We start from the raw sequence: 20,178 nt of genomic DNA, 5'->3' as shown, positions 1-20,178 counted from the left end.
AGCGTCAGCCGCCCGTGGTCGACATGTGCCGGCCGACGGCGGGCCGGGCGTTGCGCCGGTCGATCACGAAGTCATGGCCCTTCGGCTTGCGCGCGATCGCGTCGCGGATCGCCGTCTCCAGCCGCGCGTCGTCCATGCTCGCACGCAGCGGGGCCCTGAGGTCGGCGGCGTCCTCCTGGCCGAGACACATGTACAGCGTGCCGGTGCAAGTCACGCGCACGCGGTTGCAGCTTTCGCAGAAATTGTGGGTCATCGGCGTGATGAAGCCGATCCGTCCGCCCGTTTCGCCGACCGACACGTAACGGGCCGGGCCGCCGGTGCGGTACGGGATGTCCGTCAGCGTCCAGCGCTGCGCCAGCCGCGCCCGCACCAGGCTGAGCGGCAGGTACTGGTCGGTCCGGTCGCCGTCGATCTCGCCGAGCGGCATGGTCTCGATCAGCGAGAGGTCCATGCCCTTGCCATGCGCCCATTCCGCGATCGAGGCGATCTCGTCCTCGTTCACGCCGCGCAGCGCGACGGTGTTGATCTTGACGTGGATGCCGGCCGCGATCGCCGCGTCGATGCCGTTGAGCACCTGGGCGAGGTCGCCCCAGCGGGTGATCGTCTTGAAGGCGGCGGGGTCGAGCGTATCCAGCGAGACGTTGATGCGGCGCACGCCGGCGTCCGCGAGCTCGGGCGCGAAGCGGGCGAGTTGGCTGCCGTTGGTGGTGAGCGTCAGCTCTTCCAGTTCGCCGGACGACACCCGCTGGCCGAGCGAGCGGATCAAGGTCATCAGGTCGCGCCGCACCAGCGGCTCGCCGCCGGTGAGCCGGAGCTTGCGCACGCCGAGCCGGATGAAGGCCGCGCACAGCCGGTCGAGCTCCTCGAGGCTCAGCAGGTCCCGCTTAGGCAGGAAGGTCATGTGCTCGGACATGCAGTAGACGCAGCGGAAGTCGCAGCGGTCCGTCACCGACACCCGCAGATAGCTGATCGCCCGCTGGAACGGGTCGACCAGGGGCGTCGGCGCAAGCAGCGCAGGGGATTGGGTCAACAAACGCTCGTCCTGATCATCATCGCTGTCCGCCGGCCGCCATGCGGCGGCTGGCTGGAACGCCTCCTAACAGCTAAGAGGTGGAACGGCTGGCGTAAAGGGTGGCGAGCGATGGCGGACGAAGCGGATTGGCCGATCGAGATCAAGCTTTCGCGCGGCGGGCGCATCCTGACGGTCGCCTGGGCCGACGGCGCGCGGCATGAGCTCGCCGCGGAACTGCTGCGGGTCGAGAGCCCGAGCGCGGAAGTGCAGGGCCACTCTGCGGAGCAGAAGACGATCGTTCCCGGCAAGCGCCAGGTCGCCATCCGCGACGTGCAGGAGGTCGGCTCCTACGCGGTCCGCCTGGTGTTCGACGACGGGCACAGCACTGGCATCTACACATGGCCGGCGCTGCGCGCCTTCGGCGACGAAGGCGCCGCACTTTTCGCGGCCTATGAGGCGGCGCTCGCCGAGCGGGGCCTCAGCCGGGGCTGACCGCGCGAGATCAAGCGGCGTTCAGTGCGCCGGCACGGGTGGACGCGCGCGCTCGCCGTCCTGCTTCGACACCCAGCCGCAGTCGCACATCTTCTGCAGGATCGTCTCCGGCGTCTCCACCACGCCGATGCTGTGGGTGCGGTCCATCGAGCTCGTCAGCATATCGATGACCGTCTTGTCGCCGAACCGCCGCATGTGGACGGCGAGCGACATGTTGACGAAGACCTCATGGTCGCCCGACGTCGTAAGCTGAAGCCATTGCATCGCGCATCCTCCGCTCGGTTCTGTTTTCGTTATCGCTGGAAAAGTATACGCCGAATAATCGCGGAGCGCCATCGCGGTGTTTACTGCACCGCAGCATCGACCTGTGACCCGGACGCCGCAGCCCATCCATATGCAGCCCGCGCCGCTTCCAATTTGGCGCGCGAGGCCGATAACGCGCATGGGCAAAAATCGGAGTGATGACGATGAAGATCCTGACGCTGCTGATCGTCGGCGCATGCGCCGCAACCGTCGCGGGCTGCACGGAGACCGGGCGCCGCGGCTACGGGCCGGGCTACGGCTACGAGCGCCGGACCGTCATCGTCGACGACAATCGTCGCGACCGCCGGGAATGGGACCGCCGCCAGGCGCGCCATGATCGGCGCGACGACCGCAGGGACTGGCGCGACGACCGCCGTCAGGACGCGCGCGACCGCCGCGACGACCGTAAGGACCGACGCGACGATCGCCGCGACGACCGCCGTTACTGAGGGCGCCGCGGCGCCCAGACGGGCGGACGCTTCCCGATGAACGCACGCACGCCCTCGGCGTGATCTTCCGACGCGGCGGCTTCCGTCTGAAGCCGCCGCTCGACATGAAGCTGGGCGTCGAGATCGTTCCCGGCCGAGGCCGCGAACGCCTGCTTCACCAGCGCGAGCGCATGGGCCGGCTGGGCAGCGAGCCGTTCCGCGACGCCGAAGGCCTCCTCGGCGAGCCGGTCGTCGTCGACCGCCTTCCAGATCAGCCCCCAGGCCTCCGCCTGCTCCGCGCCGACCGGCTCCCCGAGCAGGCACATGGCGCGCGCCCGCGCCTCGCCCACGAGGCGCGGCAGGGTCCATGTCCCGGCGACGTCCGGGACCAGCCCGATCCGCACGAAGGCCTCGACGAACTGCGCGGAGCGCGCCGCCACGACGATGTCGGCGAGCAGCGCGAAGTTCGCGCCGGCGCCGGCGGCGACGCCGTTGACTGCGGCGACGATCGGCAGCGCGGAGGCGCGCATCCGCCGGACCACCGGCTCGTAGAAGCGCTCGAGGATGCGGGAAACGTCGCGCTCCTCCGGCGGCAGGGTCGCGATCTGCCCGATGTCCTGCCCGGAGCAGAAGCCGCGCCCGGCGCCGGTGACGAGGACGGCGCGTACGGTCGGGTCGGCCTCGGCCGCGTCGAGCGCGTCGGCGATCGCGGTCAGCAGCTCCGGCGTGAACGCGTTGATGCGGTCGGGCCGGTTGAGGGTCAGCGCCGCGACGGCGCCGCGGCGTTCGACAAGAAGGCAGGGTTCGCTCATGCGGGCCTCGGCGCGGGCGTCGGTCGGCGCACTGAAGACGTCGGGAGCCCCGCCGGCAAGACCCACGTCAGGCGGAGAGCAGCGCGTCGATCTCGGCGCGGAGCGGCATCGAGCGGCCGGCGCCGGGCCGCGTCACCGAGACGCCGGCGGCGGCGCAGCCGAAGCGCGCGGCCTCGGCGAGGTCGCGCCCCTCGGCGAGAGCCACGGCGAAGGCGCCGGTGAAGGCGTCGCCCGCGCCCGTCGTCTCGACCACCGGGCCGGCGTCGAACGCCGGCACGAGCAGCGACTGGCCGGGGCGATGCAGCAGCGCGCCTTTCTCCCCGAGCGTCAGCAGCACCGCGCCGGCGCCTCTGGCGAGCAATCGATCCGCGGCGCGGCGGGCCGCGTCCTCGCCGTCGACCGTGATCCCGGTCAGCAGTTCGGCTTCGCTTTCGTTCGGCGTAACGACGTCGCAGAGGCGGAACACGGCGTCGTCGAGCGGCGCGGCGGGGGCGGGGTTGAGCAGGGTCGCGACGCCGGCGGCGCGGGCGAGCTCGAAGGCCGCCGTCGCTGCGGCCAGCGGCTGCTCCAGTTGGGCGACCACCACCGCGGCGCGCTCGATCGCGCCCCGGGCGGCCGTGACGTCCGCCGCCGACAGCGCCGCCGCCGCGCCGCCGTTCACGACGATGGCGTTCTGGCCGTCGCGGGCGTCCACGAAGATGAAGGCGGCGCCGGTCGGCTCGTCCGGGCTGACGATCACATGGGTCGCGTCGACGCCAGCCCCCGCCCATTCGTCGCGCGCCATCTGGCCGAAGGCGTCGTCCCCGATCCGGGTGATGAGCGTGGCGTACGCGCCGGCCTTCGCCGCGGCGATCGCCTGGTTCGAGCCCTTGCCGCCGGACCCGAGCGAGAAACCGTCGGCAAGCAGCGTCTCTCCAAGCTTCGGCAGCCGCGCGGCGCGGAAGGTCAGGTCGGCGGCGAAAATCCCGAGAACGGCGACGCGGGCGCGGGTCACCCCTTGGGCGGCGTCCTCAGCGCCAAGACCACGGCGCCGGCGGCGACGCCGAGCCATCCGACGATCAGGAGCGAGCCGCCCAGCGGCGCGGCGAAGGGCAGGGGCGACGCGCCGGCGACGACGCGCAGCATCAGGTCGCCGCAGAACAGCAACGCCCCGAGCGCGATCAGCGCGGCCGAGGCGCCGAGCGTCCATCGGGCGGCGAAGGCGCGGACCGCGGAGGCGAGCCCCGCCAGCGCCGCCGCGTGGAGCAGCAGGAAGGTCGAGGCGAGGCCGAGGCGCGGATCGTCGAAGGCGTGGGAGGCGGCGGCGGCCGCCGCCACGCCCACCGCGCCGTAGACGCCCGCGATCGCGATGAGGACCAAAGGGAAACGAGAGGACATAAGTCAAGATGCGCCGTCTCCGCCGGCGAAAGCAACGCCGGGGAGACGGAGAGCTGGGGATCGCCGGCGGCTGGCGTCAGCCGCGGACGGACGCCTGAACGGTCGGCGCCTCGTTCTTCGCGAGACCTTCGAGACGCTCGATCGGAAGCCGGGCGCCGTCCGTCGAGACGACGCCGATGTCGATCGCGCCTGCGTCCTGACGGCTCTGAACGAGCTTCAGGGCGTCGGTCGCCGTCGGCGCGAAGGAGATCGAGGCTTTGTCGTCGAGCGTGCATAAGACGTTGTAGGGCATGCGGGCCTCCCTTAGGCTTGTTTGGCTCAATTGTGCACGTATTCCTACGTGGTCCTACGTACTTTGACGTAAGTCGCGCTCCTGACAGGCCGCCTTTCCGTTGACTCCACGTCCGCGGTTGCGTCCCCTCGCGGTCCGCGTCCGGGGATACGTTCCGTCTATGTCCATCGCCGTCGTCGTCGCCGTCCTGGCGGCCCTGTTGCTGGTCGTCAGCCTCGCGGAGCCCGCGGCGGCCCGGGTCCGGCTTCCGGCGAGCGTGCTGCTGGCGCTGTTCGGCGTGGTGCTCGGCTCGGTCGGGCTCGTGCTGCATGCGGGCGCGCTCGGGCCCGCCGGCCGCAGCCTCGCGGCTGCGATCACGGACCTGCCGCTCAACGCCGAGGCCTTCCTGTTCGTGTTCCTGCCGCTGCTGCTGTTCCAGTCGGCGATGAACACCGACGTCCGCCATGTGCTCGAGGACGCGAGCCCGATCTTCATCCTCGCGATCGTCGCCGTCGTCGTCTCGACGCTGGTGATCGGCTTCGCGCTCTGGCCCTTCACGGCGGCGCCGCTGGTGGCCTGCCTGCTGCTCGGCGCGATCGTCGCGACGACCGATCCGATCGCGGTGATCGGCATCTTTCGCGAGGCCGGCGCGCCGGCGCGTCTCGTCCGCCTCGTCGAGGGCGAAAGCCTGTTGAACGACGCCGCGGCGATCACGCTGTTCGCGCTGTTTCTCGATCTGCTGGTGACGGGACGGCCGTTCGATCCGGGCGCCGCGGCGCTCGACGCGGTCGTGCTTCCGCTTGGCGGCGCCGTGGTCGGCTTCGTCGGAGGCTGGGCGGCGTCCAATCTCGTCGGCGCGCTGCGCGACAACGCGCTCGCGCCGACCTCCGTCAGCCTCGCGCTGCCTTACCTTGTCTTCGTCGTCGCGGAGAGCCTGCTGCACGTCTCGGGCGTGCTCGCCGTCGTCGCGGCGGGCATGACCTTCGCCGCCGCGGGGCCTGCGAAGGCGCCGCCGGACGTGTGGCGCCACCTGCGCGCGGTGTGGGAGCAGATCGACTGGTGGGCGGCGTCGCTGATCTTCGTGCTCGCCTCGATCCTCGCCCCGCGCCTGCTGGCGGACGCGACCCTGCGGGACCTCCTGCTGCTCGTGGCGCTGATCGTCGCTTCCCTGATCGCGCGAGCGGCGATCGTGTTCGGGCTGATGCCGGCGCTGGCGCGCGCCCGCATGGCGCCGTCGATCAGCCGCCCGTTCCGCTGGGTCGTGTTCTGGGGCGGGCTCCGGGGCGCGACGACGCTCGTGCTCGCGCTCGCGGTCACCGAAAACGAGGCCATTCCGCGCGAGGTGCGCTCCTTCGTGGCGGTGCTCGCCACCGGCTATGTGCTGTTCACGCTGCTGGTGCAGGGCGCGACGCTGCGCCGGCTGGTCCGCGCGACCGGCGTCGACCGCCTGTCGCCGGTCGACGCCGCGCTGCGGCGCGACGTGTTCGCCGCCGCCCATGCGCGGGTCGCCGTCGCGGTGGCGGAGACCGCCGCGACCTACCGCATCGCGCCGCCGCCCGAGATCCCACTAGCGAGCGCCGCGCCGCCCGTCGTGGAGGCTCCCGCCCCGGTCGGCGAGCGCGTCGCGATCGCGCTGGTGACGCTTGCCCGCGCCGAGCGCGAGCTGGTGATGGAGCGGGTGCGCGAGCGCGCCGTCTCGCTTGGGCTGGTGAACCGGCTGTTGAGCGACGTGCGGCGCCTGAGCGACCGCAGCCGCGCGGCGGGGCCTGCGGGCTATCGGCAGGCCTATGGCGTCGCGCTCGCCTTTTCCCGCTCCGAGCGGCTGGCGCAGCTGCTCGCCCGAAAGCTCGGCTGGCGCGGATGGCTCGCCCGCGCGCTCGCCGACCGTTTCGAGCTGCTCCAGCTCACCTCGATGGCGCTGCGGCGGATCGAGGGCGTCGCCGACGAGACGATCCGTCCGGTACTCGGGGACGCCGCGGCCGACGCCGTCGCCGAGGTCCACGCCGAGCGCTCCGCCGCGGTCGCCCGCCAGCTCGACGCGCTGCGCCTGCAGTATCCCGACTACGCCCAGGCGCTCGAGCGCCGCCTGCTGCGGAACGCGGCGCTCGCCTTCGAGGAGCGCGAATACGACCGCATGCACGAGGAGGGCCTCATCAGCCCGGAACTGCACCGCGACCTCGGCCTGGATCTCGACCACCGCCGCCGCAGCGCCGAGATCCGTCCGGCGCTCGACCTCGGCCTCGACGCGCGCACGCTGATCGCGCGCCTGCCGATGCTGGCCGGCCTCGACGCGGCCGCGCTCAAGCGCCTCGCGGACCGCGTCGAGCCGATCCTCGTCCATCCCGGCGAGCGCCTGATCCGGCGCGGCGACCAGGGCGACGCGGCTTATTTCATCGCCTCCGGCGCGGTCGAGGTGATGGGGCGGAGCGGGGTGGTCCGGCTCGGGCGCGGCGACGTCTTCGGGGAGATCGCGCTGCTGACGGACCAGGAGCGGACGGCCGACGTCGACTCGATCGCCTATGGCTCGCTGCTCAGGCTGCCGCGCCGCGCCTTCATGAGCTTCCTCGACGACCATCCCGAGCTTCGCGCGCGGATCGAGGCGACCGCGGCCCAGCGGCTGCGAGCGAACGCCGGTGGGAACGCATGAGACGGGGCTACTTCTCGGCGGCGGCGAACACGCCGTTCCAGTCGGCTGGCGGCGGCTCGGCGCGCAGGCGCGCGACACGCTCGGCCATGCGGACGGCGTAGACGCCGAGTTCGGGCGCTTCCGACGACAGCCTCCCGAGCGCCGCGTCCGCCGCGTCCCAGTCGCCAGCGCGATAGGCGGCGAGGAACGCGGCCTGGACGCGGGCCGCCGCCTCCGAATGCGCGGCGGGGAGCACGGCGTAGACCGCGGTTCCGCTCGCGCGGCCCTTCACCGCCAGCCGGTCGAGCTCCAGCAGCGCGAAGCGGCCCTGCGCCGCGGCGGCGGTGTCTTCGCCGATCAGCATGGACACGCCGTAGAACCGGGAGGCGCTCTCGAGCCGCGAGGCGAGGTTCACGGCGTCCCCGATCGCGCTGTAGTCGAAGCGGCGGTCGCAGCCGAGATTGCCGACCACGCAGGCGCCGGTGTTGATCCCGACGCCGACCCCGAACACGAGCGGAGGCGCGCCGGCGGCGGGTTCCGCCGCAAGCTCCGCATTGAGCGCCTCGATGGCCGCGAGCATGCGAAGGCCCGCGGCGACGGCGCGCTCCGCGTGGTCGGGCGTGTCGAGCGGGGCGTTCCAGAACGCCATCACGCAGTCGCCGATGTACTTGTCGATCGTGCCGCCCTCGGCGAACACCGCGTCGGACAGCGGCTGCAGCAGCCGGTTGACGAGGCTCGTCAGGCGCTCCGGATCGTCCTTGAGCCGCTCGGCGATGGTGGTGAAGCCGCGCACGTCGCAGAACAGGACGGTGATCACGCGCACCTCGCCGCCGAGCTTCAGCGCCGCGGGATCGCGCGCGAGCCGTTCGACCAGCTCCGGCGCGAGATACTGCCCGAAGGCGCGGGCGATCTCCTTTCGGGCGCGCCGCTCCCGCGCATAGTCGATGGCGGCGTCGAGCCCGACGACGGCGGCGAGCGCGAGAACCATCGCCACGGGCGAAAGCCACCAACCGCCGTAGCGCAGCGCGATCCAGCTTGCGACGACCGCGACGACGGCGAGCCCCAAGGCGGAGAGTGCGGCGCGCAGCGTCACCCGCCCGCCGCGGGCGAGGCCCGCGCCCGCCGCGATCGCGAGGCCGAGCGCCGCGAACTCCGTCCAGAGCGGCGCCTGGCGGATGACGTCGCCGGATCGCCAGCCGTCGACCATCGTCGCCTGCGCCTCGACGCCGGCGGTCCACCGGCCCGTGCGGGCGGTGAACGGGGTCGCGAAGGCGTCGGCCGCGCCGGCGCCGGCCGCGGTCTGGGTGCTCAGGCCGACGAGCACGACGGCGTCCTTGAGAGCGCCGGGCGGCAGGAATTTGTCCGGTTCGAGCGCCTGATAGTAGGACACGGTGCGGTAGGTCCGCGGGCCGCCGCGAAACCGGATCAGCGCGCCGTCCGGGACGGGGCCGGGCGTCGCGCCCGCCGCGCGCGCGACCATGCGGGCGAAGGCGTCGTCATAGGCCGGCGCCCGCCGCAGCGCGCCGTCGCGGTCGAGCGAGACCGCCGCGATCCCGGCTTCTGCTTCCCGGTCCAGAAACTCCGGGAGTGGATCGATCCGCAGCGACTGTCGCGCGTGCGGCGTGTCGATGACGGTGAAGTCGGCGGCCAGCGTTACTTCCGGGCCCAGAGCCTCGGCGAGTGCGCGGTCGGCTTCCGGGCTCGACGGCTCGGCGAAGACGATGTCGAGGCCGATCGTCCGCGCCCCGGCCGCCCTCGCGGCCCGGACGAGATCGGCATGCAGGCTGCGCGGCCACGGCCAGCGCTGTCCGATCTCGGCGAAGGACGGTTCGTCGATCGCGACCACGACGATGTCGGAGGCGGGGGGCGGCGGCGCGATCGCCGCGAGCGCGTCGTAGGCGGGCGCGTCCAGAACGCCGCGCCAGGGACTCGCGAGCAGCAGCGCGAGAACGGCCCCGATCGCCAGCGCCGGCGCGAGCGCGCCGAGCCGTCGCAGGGCCTGCCGCATCAGAACCGCACGCGCGCGGTCGCGAGGAAGGTGCGGCGCTGGCCCTCGATGGTCTCGCCGGCGAGGCCCCGGAACTGCGTCGAGAACGCGTTGGCCTGCACGACGTAGCGCCGGTCGAACAGGTTCACCGCCTGCAGCCCGATGAGCAGGCGCTTGTCGAACGGCTCCCAGGTCAGGCCGACGTCGGTGGTCGTGAACGCCTTCAGCCGCCGCGTCTCGCTGAGCGAGAGCGGGATGTCCGCGCCGGCGTCGTCGCGCGCGCCGACGAAGGTCTGGATCAGCGACAGCCGCACCTTCGATGGGTGCACGAAGGTGACGCCGATACGGCCCGCATGGTCCGCGACGAAAGGCGCGCCGGCGTCGCCGGCCGCGTCGGCCCAGGTGCGGGCGTAGCGCGCGAACAGGCCGACGCCGTGCGTCAGCCACAGGTTGGCGCTCGCCTCGAGCCGGCGGAGGCGCACGTCGGCGCGCGTGGCGTCGAACACGCTTTCGGGGATGCCGAAGCCGAGCTGGTCCGCGCGCTGGTCCTGGTACTCGAGCGAGGTAAAGAGGTGCGGGCTCCACTCCGCGTCCCAGCGCGCCGCGAAGGTCTTCACCTCGGCGCCGATCGGGGCCGGCGTCTCGTTCGGGAGGATGCCGACGGTCGCGACCGGCGCGAGCGAGGCGTTGTTGAGCACGGCAACGTCTTCGCGGTACGCGGTGCGCAGCCAGTGGCCGCGAACCGGCTCCCAGGCCGCGCCGATCCGGGGGTTCAGGTCGCGGTCGCGCTGGCGGAACTGCGCCGCGAGGCAGGGCAGGAAGGGGGCGAAGGTGCAGTCGAAGCCCGTCGTCTTGTAATCGACCGAGGTCGCGAACACGCCGGCCTCGAACCGGATTGACGGCGAGGCCTCCCAGACGGCGTCGGCGTAGGCGAGGCCAACCTCTCCTTCGACCCGCGTGGTGACGTCGAACGCGGTGTCGGGATAGTTCAGCGGCGGCGGGAACGCGCCTGCGGGATAGAAGCGATCCTCCACCGACTTCGCGCGGGCGATCGAACCTTCGGCGCCGTATTTGAGAGTGACGTCGCCGAAGCCGACCATGTGGGCGACCGCCGCGACGCCGTTGTCCTCGTGGCCCTTGGCGCGGCGCCGATGGAATATGTCGGGGAGACCGTCGGGTCGGACGTTGAAGTTGACGTCGAAGATGTCCGTGACGGCGTCGCCCTCCTGCGTCCGGTCGAGGCGCGAGCCCGAGACGAGCATCTGAAACAGGTTGCGCTCGGCGAAGGTGTGGGTCCACCCGACGCCGGCGGTGCGGGCGTCCGACTCCACGCGCTCGGCGCGCTGAGAGAACAGGTCGACCGTCCTCAGGTCCTGTTTCGGCCGCTGCATCGCGCCATAGAGCACCACATTGTCGAACAGCGTCGGCTGCGCGCCGATGAGGGCGGTCAGACTGCTGAGATCGCTCCGGTCGTCGTCGAACGAGCTGTCCGGCCGATCGAGCGCGCCGACGACATAGACCGCGACCGGCGTCGGCTGCATCAGCTTGCCCTGTGCGACGAAGGCGTTGCGCCAGCCGATGTCGCCGCGCTCGGATCTCAGGCCGCCTTCGACGGCGACCTCCGCGAACGGGGCGTGGCTGAGCATCTGCCGCCGTTCGGGGCCTGCGACCGCCAGCGGCTCCAGCATCAGGCCCTGAAGTTGGGACGAAAACGCCGTGGACCCGAGCGAATCGCCGAGCGCGGAGGGCTGCTCCGCGGTGAATGGATCGCTGCGGCTCGAGGTCGCCTGGTCGAAGTACCCGAAGGCGGAGAACGGGTCGAAGGTGCGGTCGCCGAAGTAGCGGCCCCAGTCGTCGAGGTCGAGGAAGCGCAGCGCGCTGTTGATCGGCGATCCGTTCTGGCGGTCGGATTCGATGGTGGCGAAATAGCCGCCGCGCGCGAGCCGGCGCCGGAGCGATTCCCGCGCCGCGACGATGGCCTCGTCGGCGCGGTACTGGTCGACCGCGATGACGGAGCGCGCGAGCGGCGTGTTGGGGTTGTCGTCGTCGAAGCGGTCGGCGTTGTCGAGCGCCTGCGCCGCCTCGTCATAGGCGCCGAGCTGGTAGTTCGTGATCGCCAGCTCCAGCAGGCCGTCCACATAGGTCGGGTTCACCGCCGAGGCCGCGAGCAGCTTCTGGAGGCCTTCCTCGGTCTGGCCCTGACGCGTCAGCAACCGGCCGCGCGTGACGAGCTGCACCGCACCGGAAGGATCGATCGCCTCCGCCCGCCTGAGCGGCTCTTCCGCGGCGCTGATCTGATTCCGGTTGATCAGGAAGTTGGCGTAGTTCGCGAGATAGAGCGGGGTGCCGGGATCGAGCTCGATCGAGCGCAGATGCGCCCGTTCGGCTTCGCGCACCGCTTCGCGCTCGTCCTCGATCAACGCGAGTTCGGCCCAGAATCGGGCGTCGCCGGGAACCGTCGCTATGGCGCGCTCGATGTCCTGCTTGGCGCCGTCGAAGTCGCTCTTCGCCGTCCAGCGGTAGCGCGCGCGCACCGCGAGCGCGAACGGGTCGTCCGGATCGAGCGCGAGCGCACGGTCGATCTCGACCCTGGCCGCTTCGTCCTGGTCGATCGTCAGCAGCGTCGCCGCCGTCGCCGCGGCGATGAACGGGTCCGAAGGGCGCCGCCAACCGGCTTCCTTCAGCAGCTCGACGCCCCGTTCGTTGCTTTCGACGAACAGTTCGACGCTGGCGCGGCCGATCGCGCCGGCGCGGCTCTGGGCGTGGCGCGAGGGGTCCGGCAGCGGGGCGGGGCGCTCGTTCGGCCGCGCCAGAGTCTCGGAGACCCAGGCGGCGTAAGCGGCGGTGTCGCGGCGCTCAGCGTCGAGGCTTCGGCCGACGGACTGGAAGCGAGCGGCGGCGTCGGGCCACTGGCCCCGCCGCGCGGCGATGAAGCCGCGCACCAGCGTCAGGCGCGCGCGCTGGGCTGCGGTGAGGCCGGGGCGCTCGGCCTCCGCGACGGCGCGCTCGGCCTCAGCGGCGCCGTCGAAATCGAGCGCAAGCTCGGCGTTTGCCACGGCGTCCTCGGCGGAGCGGCGCGCCGCGGGCGTCGCGCGGATGCGGGCGCGGGCGTCGCGCAGGTCGCGGCCCGGCCGGGTGTTGGGCGACAGCTCGAAGAAGGAGTCGCGCAGCTCGCGATAGAGCAGGAGCTGGGCGCGGCCGTCGAAGTTGATCAGGGTGATCTTGCGCGGCGCCTGGCCGATCAGCGCGACCGCGCCTTCGCCCTGGCGCACGGTGACGGACCCCTGCGGATTGGCGAGCGTGACCTCGCCTTCGGTCACGATCAGCGAGGTCTTGGCGCCCTCGACCGAGAGCGACCAATCGGTGCCGCGGATCGCCGCCGCGGCGGCCGGCGTGTCGACGGTGACGCCCGATCCGCCGCGCGAGGCGCGGGCGTAGATCGAGCCCTGCGGCAGCGAGAGCTCGGTCTCGCCGTTCGGGCCGCGGGCGACGTCCTTGACGATCAGCGTGGAGTTGCGGCCGACGCGCACCTGCGTGCGGTCCTGGAACAGGATGCCGAGCGCGCCTGAGGCGTTGGTGCGCAGCGTGTCGCCGCCGACGAGGTTCTGCTGGAGCGCGACCGAGCGCCATAGGGCTTCGGCCGAAAACTGCAGCTCCTCGCCGCCCTTGGCCGCGATCACCGCGCCCGCGGCGGGCGCGGCGCGCTGGATCGGAGCCTGCGCGAAGGCGACGCCTGCCCACAGGGCCCACGCGGCGAGAACCGCGCCCGATGACAGACCACGCTTGCGCATAGACCCCGACCAGTTTCCCCCAGGCGGCGACGTGCGCCGCCGCGCGCATTTTCAGCGGCCGGCAATCTAGCCGGGCCGCCGCTTGGGGAGATCGGGACTTTTACTTACGACCTTGGAAACAACCGAAGATCGTCCGTTCAGGCGACTTCGGCCTCGGCCTTGCGGCTCTCGCGCTTGCGCTCGTTCGGGTCGAGCAGGCGCTTGCGCAGCCGGATCGACTTCGGCGTGACCTCGACCAGTTCGTCGTCCTGGATCCAGGCGAGCGAGCGCTCCAGCGTCATGCGGATCGGAGGGGTGAGACGGACCGCCTCGTCCTTCGACTGGGTGCGGATGTTGGTGAGCTTCTTGCCCTTGAGGACGTTGACCTCGAGGTCGTTGTCGCGGCTGTGGATGCCGATCAGCATGCCCTGATAGACCTTCCAGCCGGGCTCGATGATCATCGGGCCGCGGTCCTCGAGGTTCCAGAGCGCATAGGCCACCGCCTCGCCCGGCTCGTTCGCGATCAGCACGCCGTTCACGCGTCCCGAGATCTCGCCCTTGTACGGCCCGTACGAGTGGAACAGGCGGTTCATGATCGCCGTGCCCTTGGTGTCCGTCAGCAGCTCGCCCTGATAGCCGATCAGGCCGCGGGTCGGGGCGTGGAACACGAGGCGCAGCCGGTTGCCGCCGGACGGGCGCATCTCCAGCATGTCGGCCTTGCGCTCCGACATCTTCTGCACGACGACGCCGGAATGCTCCTCGTCGACGTCGATCACGACCTCTTCGATCGGCTCGACCGTCTCGCCGGCCTCGTTCTTCTGCAGCACGACGCGCGGACGCGAGACGCCGAGCTCGAAGCCCTCGCGGCGCATGGTCTCGATCAGGATCGCGAGCTGGAGCTCGCCGCGGCCGGACACGACGAACGAGTCCTTCTCCGCCGACTCCTCGACCTTGAGCGCGACATTGCCCTCGGCCTCCTTGAGCAGCCGGTCGCGGATCACGCGGCTCGTGACCTTGTCGCCTTCGGTGCCGGCGAGCGGCGAATCGTTGACGATGAAGCTCATCGACACGGTGGGCGGATCGATCGGCTGGGCCTGGATCGGCTCGGTCACCGCGGGATCGCAGAAGGTGTCGGCGACGGTCGCCTTCACGAGGCCTGCGATCGAGACGATGTCGCCGGCCTCGCCGACGTCGATCGCGGTGCGCTCGATGCCGCGGAAGGCGAGGATCTTGGAGACGCGGCCGGTCTCGACCAGCGAGCCGTCGCGCGCCAGCACCTTGACCGTCTGGTTCGGCTTCACCGTGCCCGAAGCGATGCGGCCGGTGATGATGCGGCCGAGGAACTGGTTGGCCTCGAGCAGGGTGCCTAGCATGCGGAACGGACCGTCTTCGGTCTTCGCTTCGGGCACGTGCTCGAGGATCAGGTCGAACAGCGGCGCGAGGCCGTCCTCCTTCGGACCTTCCGGCGAATGGTTCAGCCAGCCGTCCCGGCCCGAGCCGTAGAGGATCGGGAAGTCGAGCTGCTCGTCGGTGGCGTCGAGCGCGGCGAACAAGTCGAACACCTCGTTGATGACTTCCGAGGAGCGCGCGTCCGGCCGGTCCACCTTGTTCACCGCGACGATGGGCTTCAGCCCAATCTTCAGCGCCTTCGACACCACGAACTTGGTCTGCGGCATCGGGCCTTCGGCCGCGTCAACCAGTACGATCACGCCGTCGACCATCGACAGGATGCGCTCGACCTCGCCGCCGAAGTCGGCATGGCCGGGCGTGTCCACGATGTTGATGCGCGTGTCCTTCCAGACGACCGAGGTCGCCTTGGCGAGGATGGTGATGCCGCGCTCCTTCTCGAGATCGTTCGAATCCATCACGCGCTCGGCGACCCGCTGGTTCTCGCGGAACGATCCGGACTGCTGCAGCAGCTTGTCGACCAGCGTGGTCTTGCCGTGGTCGACGTGCGCGATGATCGCGATGTTGCGGAGCTTCATGGGGTCTCGCCTCGGGGCCGCGCGCGCGGGCCCGCTGTTCTCGTCAAAAGTCTCGTGTGCGGCGCACACATGCGGGAAACGGGCTGGAAACGCAAGGGCGCGTGGGACACACACCCATGCGTCGTCCGTGCCGCACGGCATTCATGCCGAGCCGGAACAGCGCGTCGAAAGGCCAAAAACCGCAGGGCGATCCCGGATCTTCGGCCGGGACGACGCCTTACGCCCCGCGCCGCTTGCGCGCCCCGAGCGTCCGGAGGCGCAGGGCGTTGAGCTTGATGAAGCCCGCCGCGTCCCTGTGGTCGTAGGCCACCGCCCCGTCCTCGAAGGTGACGAGCTCCTGATTGTAGAGCGAGTTCGGGCTGTCGCGGCCAGTGACGATGACGTTGCCCTTGTAGAGCTTCAGCCGCACCCGGCCCGAAACCTCCTTCTGGGAGTGATCGATCGCCGCCTGCAGCATCTCCCGCTCCGGCGCGAACCAGAAGCCGTTGTAGATCAGCTCGGCGTAGCGCGGCATCAGCTCGTCCTTGAGGTGCGCCGCGCCGCGGTCAAGCGTGATCGACTCGATCGCGCGGCGGGCTGCGAGCAGGATCGTGCCGCCGGGGGTCTCGTAGACGCCGCGGGACTTCATGCCGACGAAGCGGTTCTCGACCAGGTCGAGCCGGCCGATGCCGTTCGCCCGTCCGAGCTCGTTCAGCCGCGTCAGGATCGCCGCCGGCGACAGCGGCTCGCCGTCGATCGCGACCGCGTCGCCCTTCTCGAAGTCGATCGACATCAGGGTCGGCTGGTCCGGCGCGTCCTCGGGCGAGATCGTGCGCATGTGCACGTCTTCCGGCGCCGGGAGGCTCGGATCTTCGAGCACCTTACCTTCGGAGGACGAGTGCAGCAGATTGGCGTCGACTGAGAACGGCGCCTCGCCGCGCTTGTCCTTGGCGATCGGGATCTGGTGCTGTTCGGCGAACTCGATCAGCTTCGTGCGGGAGGTCAGGTCCCATTCGCGCCACGGCGCGATCACCTTCACTTCCGGCTCAAGTGCGTAGTAGGCGAGCTCGAAGCGGACCTGATCGTTGCCCTTGCCGGTCGCGCCATGGGCCACGGCGTCCGCGCCGGTCGCGCGGAGGATCTCGATCTGGCGCTTGGCGATCAGCGGCCTCGCGATCGAGGTGCCGAGCAGATACTGGCCCTCATAAACCGCGTTGGCGCGGAACATCGGGAACACGAAGTCCCGCACGAACTCTTCGCGCAGGTCGTCGATGAAGATGTTGTCCGGCTTGATGCCGAGCAACTCGGCCTTCTTGCGCGCGGGCTCAAGCTCTTCGCCCTGGCCGAGATCGGCGGTGAAGGTCACGACCTCGCAGTTGTAGGTGGTCTGGAGCCACTTGAGGATGACGGAGGTGTCGAGGCCGCCGGAATAGGCGAGGACGACCTTTTTCACGGAAGCGGCGTCAGACATTGCGAGGGGGGTCCGGGATCCTGAGGGGCTTGAAGCGCGGCGCACTCTAGCCATCGCGGCGCGCGGCGCAACCCGTGGGAACGATCGCGACGGCGGCGTTCAGACGCCGGCGTCGCCCGGACGGTAGCTGCCGAAACTCCAGAGATTGCCTTCGAGGTCGAGCGCCGAATACTCGCGCGAGCCATATTCGGTGTCGTTGACCTCGCGGACGATGCGGGCGCCCGCGGCCTTCGCCGCCTCGTAATGGGCGTCGACCTTCTCGACCACGACGTAGAGCCCGAAGCGGGCGTCCGCCCAGGGGTCGTCGGACGGCGCCTTGCGCGGCGAGCCCAGCATCACGCCGCCGGCGCCGAAGCTCAGCTCGGCATGGGCGATCGCGCCGTCTTCGCCCGGCACGACCAGACCGCGGCGAAAGCCGAAGGCGCGCTCAAGCCAGTCGATCGCGGCGGGCGCGTCGTCGAACCTGAAGGCGGGGTAGACGGTCGGCGGACCGGCGTTCGCGGGGGCTGTCATCCTCGGTCTCCCATGTCGGTCGGCGATGTCCGCCGTCGGCATGACATGGGGCGGCGCGCCTCCGGCGTCAGAGGCCGCCGAACAAACCGCGCAGGAAGCCGAGCGGCCCGCCGTCGTCACGGCGGGCGCGCCGCTGGGGCGGCGGCGCCTCGACCCATCGTCCGTCGGGCTCGTCCGCCGACCCGCCCGGTCCGGTCTGGTAGACGTCGCCGGGCTCGCCATAGCCGGCGACCTGCGGGCTCCAGTCGCCCGGAAGCGCCGCGACCGCCGCGCTGCGATGGGCGGCCGTCATGAAACGGCTCCAAATCTGCACCGGAAGACCGGCGCCCGAGGCCTTCTTGGTCGGGCTGTTGTCGTCGTTGCCGAGCCATACGGCGGTGACGAGGTGGGACGTGTACCCGACGAACCAGGCGTCGCGGAAATCCTGGGACGTCCCCGTCTTGCCCGCGGCGGGCCAGCCCGGGAGAACCGCGCCCTTCGCAGTTCCGGACCGGATCGTCTCCGACAGCATGGCGTTCATCATGCCGACGCGCTCGATGTCGACCACCTCGTTCGGCGCATCGGGCCGCCGGTTGAACAGCACCTCGCCGTCGCCGGTGGTGACGCGGGTGACGATGTACGGCTTTGCGGCCATTCCTCCGTTCGCGAACGGGGCGTAGGCGGCCGCGAGTTCGAGCGGCGTGACCTCGGAGGTGCCGAGCGCGACCGAAGGATTGGGCGCGAGCTGCGAGGAGATGCCCATGCGCTCGGCCGTGCGCACCACGTTGACCGGGCCGACCTCGACGCCGAGACGCACCGCGACGGTGTTGACGGAATGCGCCAGCGCGTCGGTCAGCGTCATGGGGCCGCCGTAGCGGCGGGAGTAGTTCTCCGGCGTCCAACCCTTGATCTTCAAGGGCGCGTCGACCCGCACCGCGTCCGGGGTCAGGCCGAGCTCCAGCGCGGTCAGATAGACGAACGGCTTGAAGGCCGAGCCCGGCTGCCGCTTGGCGGAGACCGCGCGGTTGAACTGGCTGTCGGCGTAGGAGCGCCCCCCGACCAGGGCCCGCACCGCGCCGTCCGGCGCGAGGGAGACGAGCGCGCCCTGCGTGACCTTCAACGCGCCGCCACGCTTGGCGATCGCCTCGGACACGTCGCGCTCGGCTTCGGTCTGCAGGGCCGGATCGATCGTGGTCTGGACGGTCAGGTCCTCATCGTAGAGGCCCACCAGCCCGTCGAGCTGCTCCATGACCCAGTCGGCGGCGTAGCCGACCGCGCCTTCCGGCTTCGGCGCCGGCGCGGGCGGGTGCAGCTTGAAGGCGCGGTTGGCCTCGTCGCGGCCGATGTAGCCTTCGTCGGCCATCGACGACAGCACGAGGTCGGCGCGGGCGCGGGCGCCGTCCGGGTCACGGGTCGGCGACAGCCGCGACGGCGCCTTGACGAGGCCAGCCAAGGTGGCGGCTTCGCTGATGTTTATCTTGCGGACGGATTTGCCGAAATAGCGCTGGGACGCCGCCTCGACGCCATAGGCGCCCGCGCCGAAGTAGACGCGGTTGAGGTACATCTCCAGAATTTTGTCCTTGCCGAACTTCCGCTCGAGCCAGAAGGCGAGCACGGCCTCCTGCACCTTGCGCTCGAGCGAGCGCTCCGGCGTCAGGAACAGGTTTTTGGCGAGCTGCTGCGTCAGGGTCGATCCGCCCTGCACCAGCGTGCCGTGCTCCAGATTGGTCTTCATGGCGCGGGCGAGGCCGATGAAGTCCACGCCCCAGTGGTCGTAGAACCGGCGGTCCTCGATCGCGATGAAGGCCTGCGGCACGAATTTCGGCATGTCGGACAACGGAACCTGCGCGCCGCCGGTCTCGCCGCGGTTGGCGATCGGTTTGCCGTCGAGCGCCGCGATCACGACGTTGGGCGGGCGCTTCGGAATCTCGAGCTTGTCCGTCGGGGGAAGGCCGGAGGCGTAATAGGCGACGAGCCCGCCGGCGCCGACCGCGCCGAACAGGCCGAGCACGACGATGAGCGACAGGAGCCGGCCGAGCAGGCTGCTCCGCCGTTTCGGCGGGCGTCCGCCTCCGTTTGAGCCGCGGCGCTTCGCTGGCCGGCTACGTCCCATGACCCAGGCCCAGTAGGAGAGTTTTTCGCGCGGCGGCTCCGCATCCGCCCGCGTCGCCGAGAAGGTAGGCTCGCGGCGTCCGTCTGACAGGGGCGGCTCGCTCGCCGGATCGAGCCGGGGTTCGGCGCGGCCGCCGTTCGAGGGCCGGTCGTCTGCGGTCAGTCTGAGGTCGAAAGACGCCTCCGGATGCGCGTCGAAGCGCGGCTCCAGCCGTTCGTCCCGCGCGGACCCGCGTCCGATCGCCATGGCCGCCAAACTCCGTCACGTCACACGCCTCGGCGCGAACAAGCCGCGCCGTCCCTCGATGCCCCGGGTGGACTTTGAATGCGGCGGGTTTAAGGGCCGTTACGGCCGCAAACGCGGCGGCGACGCCTCGGTTCCCAGCCGCTGCGCGTCCGCGCGGGCGACCCGCTTGTGCAGGTGGACGAAGAAAGCCGTTGCGAACAGAGGCGTCAGCAGGTTCGCGAACGGCACGATCACCAGCGCGGCGGTGACGAGGCCGGCTGCGAACACTTTGAACCTGTTGCGTCTCCGCAACGCGGTCGCGTCCGCCTCGCTGCGGAACCGCATGGCCGCGAGCGAGAAGTACTCCCGGCTGAGGAGGTAGGCGTTCACGACGAGCCAGATGATCTGGCCGATGACGGGAACGAACAGCAGCGGCAGCATCAGAAGGTTCAGGCCGAGCACCAGCAGGCCGAAGCGCGCTGACAACGCGAGCCCTCGGACCAGCGGCACGGCGGCGCCAGCGGGATCCCGCGGGTAGTGCTCCCGCTCCACCACCTCGGCGATGTCGTCGAGAAACAGCCCGGCGATGGCCGCGGTCACAGGCACGACCAGGAACAGCATTCCTAACGCCGTGCCGAGCCCCGCCACGATGCGGGCGACGAGGTTCAGCGTCGGGTTTTCCAGCGTCAGCAGATGCTCCGCCAGCGCCTGCAAGCCGATCCAGCCGACCGCGAGCAGCAGCAGCGTCAGCCCGAGCGATTTGAACAGCACCGCGCGGAACGGCGGCGAGAACACCTGCCGCGCCGCCTTGATCGCCGAATCGAGCATTGGAGAT

16 protein-coding genes are annotated in these 20,178 nt (G+C 71.0%); 3 read left to right on the top strand and 13 right to left on the bottom strand.

Annotated features, from left to right (window positions below; translation table 11 throughout):
* Nucleotides 1-4: 4 nt before the first annotated feature.
* Nucleotides 5-1,030 (bottom strand): GTP 3',8-cyclase MoaA, encoded by a 1,026-nt coding sequence (gene moaA, locus PKE78_RS15235; RefSeq protein WP_271201753.1) that lies wholly within the window; start codon nucleotides 1,028-1,030, stop codon nucleotides 5-7.
* A 111-nt stretch (nucleotides 1,031-1,141) separates the two neighbouring features.
* On the opposite strand from moaA, the gene PKE78_RS15230 reads away from it, so the two are divergent.
* Nucleotides 1,142-1,504, top strand: a complete 363-nt coding sequence (locus PKE78_RS15230) for a gamma-butyrobetaine hydroxylase family protein (protein WP_271201752.1) — start codon at nucleotides 1,142-1,144, stop codon at nucleotides 1,502-1,504.
* Between the two features lie 21 nt (nucleotides 1,505-1,525).
* Here the strand turns inward: PKE78_RS15230 and PKE78_RS15225 are convergent, their stop codons facing one another.
* Entirely contained in the window at nucleotides 1,526-1,768 is a 243-nt protein-coding gene (locus PKE78_RS15225) for a hypothetical protein (RefSeq protein ID WP_271201751.1), read from the bottom strand.
* Nucleotides 1,769-1,965: 197 nt separating this feature from the next.
* Between PKE78_RS15225 and PKE78_RS15220 the strand changes: the two genes are divergently transcribed.
* A complete protein-coding gene (locus PKE78_RS15220) occupies nucleotides 1,966-2,256 on the top strand; it encodes a hypothetical protein (RefSeq protein WP_271201750.1) in 291 nt (96 codons plus the stop codon).
* Here the strand turns inward: PKE78_RS15220 and PKE78_RS15215 are convergent.
* From PKE78_RS15215 to PKE78_RS15200, 4 genes are all read right to left on the bottom strand, one after another.
* A complete protein-coding gene (locus PKE78_RS15215) occupies nucleotides 2,250-3,047 on the bottom strand; it encodes an enoyl-CoA hydratase-related protein (RefSeq protein WP_271201749.1) in 798 nt (265 codons plus the stop codon). The genes PKE78_RS15220 and PKE78_RS15215 overlap by 7 nt on opposite strands.
* 67 nt (nucleotides 3,048-3,114) lie before the next feature.
* Nucleotides 3,115-4,041 (bottom strand): ribokinase, encoded by a 927-nt coding sequence (rbsK, locus tag PKE78_RS15210; RefSeq protein WP_271201748.1) that lies wholly within the window; start codon nucleotides 4,039-4,041, stop codon nucleotides 3,115-3,117.
* Nucleotides 4,038-4,424 (bottom strand): DUF423 domain-containing protein, encoded by a 387-nt coding sequence (locus PKE78_RS15205; protein WP_271201747.1) that lies wholly within the window; start codon nucleotides 4,422-4,424, stop codon nucleotides 4,038-4,040. Before PKE78_RS15205 ends, rbsK begins: the two co-directional genes overlap by 4 nt.
* A gap of 76 nt (nucleotides 4,425-4,500) precedes the next feature.
* Nucleotides 4,501-4,716, bottom strand: a complete 216-nt coding sequence (locus PKE78_RS15200) for a hypothetical protein (protein WP_271201746.1) — start codon at nucleotides 4,714-4,716, stop codon at nucleotides 4,501-4,503.
* Nucleotides 4,717-4,876: 160 nt separating this feature from the next.
* Here PKE78_RS15200 and PKE78_RS15195 point away from each other — a divergent pair, with 160 nt between their 5' ends.
* Complete coding sequence (locus tag PKE78_RS15195) at nucleotides 4,877-7,342, top strand: cation:proton antiporter (protein WP_271201745.1); 2,466 nt, start codon at nucleotides 4,877-4,879, stop codon at nucleotides 7,340-7,342.
* A 7-nt stretch (nucleotides 7,343-7,349) separates the two neighbouring features.
* Here PKE78_RS15195 and PKE78_RS15190 read toward each other — a convergent pair whose 3' ends face one another.
* The 7 genes from PKE78_RS15190 to PKE78_RS15160 all read right to left on the bottom strand — a co-directional run bounded on the left by PKE78_RS15190 (nucleotide 7,350) and on the right by PKE78_RS15160 (nucleotide 20,171).
* Nucleotides 7,350-9,329 carry a CHASE2 domain-containing protein gene (locus tag PKE78_RS15190; protein ID WP_271201744.1) on the bottom strand — a complete coding sequence of 660 codons (1,980 nt, stop codon included), beginning with the start codon at nucleotides 9,327-9,329 and terminating at the stop codon, nucleotides 7,350-7,352.
* Nucleotides 9,329-13,099 carry a FecR domain-containing protein gene (locus tag PKE78_RS15185; RefSeq protein ID WP_271201743.1) on the bottom strand — a complete coding sequence of 1,257 codons (3,771 nt, stop codon included), beginning with the start codon at nucleotides 13,097-13,099 and terminating at the stop codon, nucleotides 9,329-9,331. Before PKE78_RS15185 ends, PKE78_RS15190 begins: the two co-directional genes overlap by 1 nt.
* A 137-nt stretch (nucleotides 13,100-13,236) precedes the next feature.
* The gene (typA, locus tag PKE78_RS15180) at nucleotides 13,237-15,063 is read right to left on the bottom strand and encodes a translational GTPase TypA (RefSeq protein ID WP_271201742.1); all 1,827 of its coding nucleotides are present in this window, start codon (nucleotides 15,061-15,063) and stop codon (nucleotides 13,237-13,239) included.
* Nucleotides 15,064-15,280: 217 nt separating this feature from the next.
* Nucleotides 15,281-16,513, bottom strand: coding sequence for an argininosuccinate synthase (locus tag PKE78_RS15175; protein ID WP_271201741.1), 1,233 nt, complete (start codon nucleotides 16,511-16,513; stop codon nucleotides 15,281-15,283).
* 99 nt (nucleotides 16,514-16,612) lie between these two features.
* The gene (locus PKE78_RS15170; RefSeq protein ID WP_271201740.1) at nucleotides 16,613-17,026 is read right to left on the bottom strand and encodes a VOC family protein; all 414 of its coding nucleotides are present in this window, start codon (nucleotides 17,024-17,026) and stop codon (nucleotides 16,613-16,615) included.
* A gap of 67 nt (nucleotides 17,027-17,093) precedes the next feature.
* Entirely contained in the window at nucleotides 17,094-19,364 is a 2,271-nt protein-coding gene (locus PKE78_RS15165; protein ID WP_271201739.1) for a transglycosylase domain-containing protein, read from the bottom strand.
* A 99-nt stretch (nucleotides 19,365-19,463) separates the two neighbouring features.
* Nucleotides 19,464-20,171, bottom strand: a complete 708-nt coding sequence (locus tag PKE78_RS15160) for a sulfate transporter family protein (RefSeq protein ID WP_271201738.1) — start codon at nucleotides 20,169-20,171, stop codon at nucleotides 19,464-19,466.
* Nucleotides 20,172-20,178 lie beyond the last annotated feature (7 nt).

Source organism: Methylopila turkensis (assembly GCF_027922325.1).
In the GTDB taxonomy this organism is placed as follows: Bacteria; Pseudomonadota; Alphaproteobacteria; order Rhizobiales; family Methylopilaceae; genus Methylopila; species Methylopila turkensis.
The sequence above is the reverse complement of the archived record's forward strand: the minus strand, read 5'-3'. Positions and strand labels throughout refer to the sequence as shown.

Bases quoted from the DNA above. Each gene is read 5' to 3' on its own strand.
- PKE78_RS15225 (WP_271201751.1), bottom strand. From the start codon at position 1,768: ATGCAATGGCTTCAGCTTACGACGTCGGGCGACCATGAGGTCTTCGTC.
- PKE78_RS15170 (WP_271201740.1), bottom strand. From the start codon at position 17,026: ATGACAGCCCCCGCGAACGCCGGTCCGCCGACCGTCTACCCCGCCTTC.
- PKE78_RS15185 (WP_271201743.1), bottom strand. From the start codon at position 13,099: ATGCGCAAGCGTGGTCTGTCATCGGGCGCGGTTCTCGCCGCGTGGGCC.
- PKE78_RS15195 (WP_271201745.1), top strand. From the start codon at position 4,877: ATGTCCATCGCCGTCGTCGTCGCCGTCCTGGCGGCCCTGTTGCTGGTC.
- PKE78_RS15165 (WP_271201739.1), bottom strand. From the start codon at position 19,364: ATGGCGATCGGACGCGGGTCCGCGCGGGACGAACGGCTGGAGCCGCGC.
- PKE78_RS15205 (WP_271201747.1), bottom strand. From the start codon at position 4,424: ATGTCCTCTCGTTTCCCTTTGGTCCTCATCGCGATCGCGGGCGTCTAC.
- PKE78_RS15160 (WP_271201738.1), bottom strand. From the start codon at position 20,171: ATGCTCGATTCGGCGATCAAGGCGGCGCGGCAGGTGTTCTCGCCGCCG.
- PKE78_RS15190 (WP_271201744.1), bottom strand. From the start codon at position 9,329: ATGCGGCAGGCCCTGCGACGGCTCGGCGCGCTCGCGCCGGCGCTGGCG.
- PKE78_RS15230 (WP_271201752.1), top strand. From the start codon at position 1,142: ATGGCGGACGAAGCGGATTGGCCGATCGAGATCAAGCTTTCGCGCGGC.
- PKE78_RS15200 (WP_271201746.1), bottom strand. From the start codon at position 4,716: ATGCCCTACAACGTCTTATGCACGCTCGACGACAAAGCCTCGATCTCC.
- PKE78_RS15175 (WP_271201741.1), bottom strand. From the start codon at position 16,513: ATGTCTGACGCCGCTTCCGTGAAAAAGGTCGTCCTCGCCTATTCCGGC.
- typA (WP_271201742.1), bottom strand. From the start codon at position 15,063: ATGAAGCTCCGCAACATCGCGATCATCGCGCACGTCGACCACGGCAAG.
- PKE78_RS15220 (WP_271201750.1), top strand. From the start codon at position 1,966: ATGACGATGAAGATCCTGACGCTGCTGATCGTCGGCGCATGCGCCGCA.
- PKE78_RS15215 (WP_271201749.1), bottom strand. From the start codon at position 3,047: ATGAGCGAACCCTGCCTTCTTGTCGAACGCCGCGGCGCCGTCGCGGCG.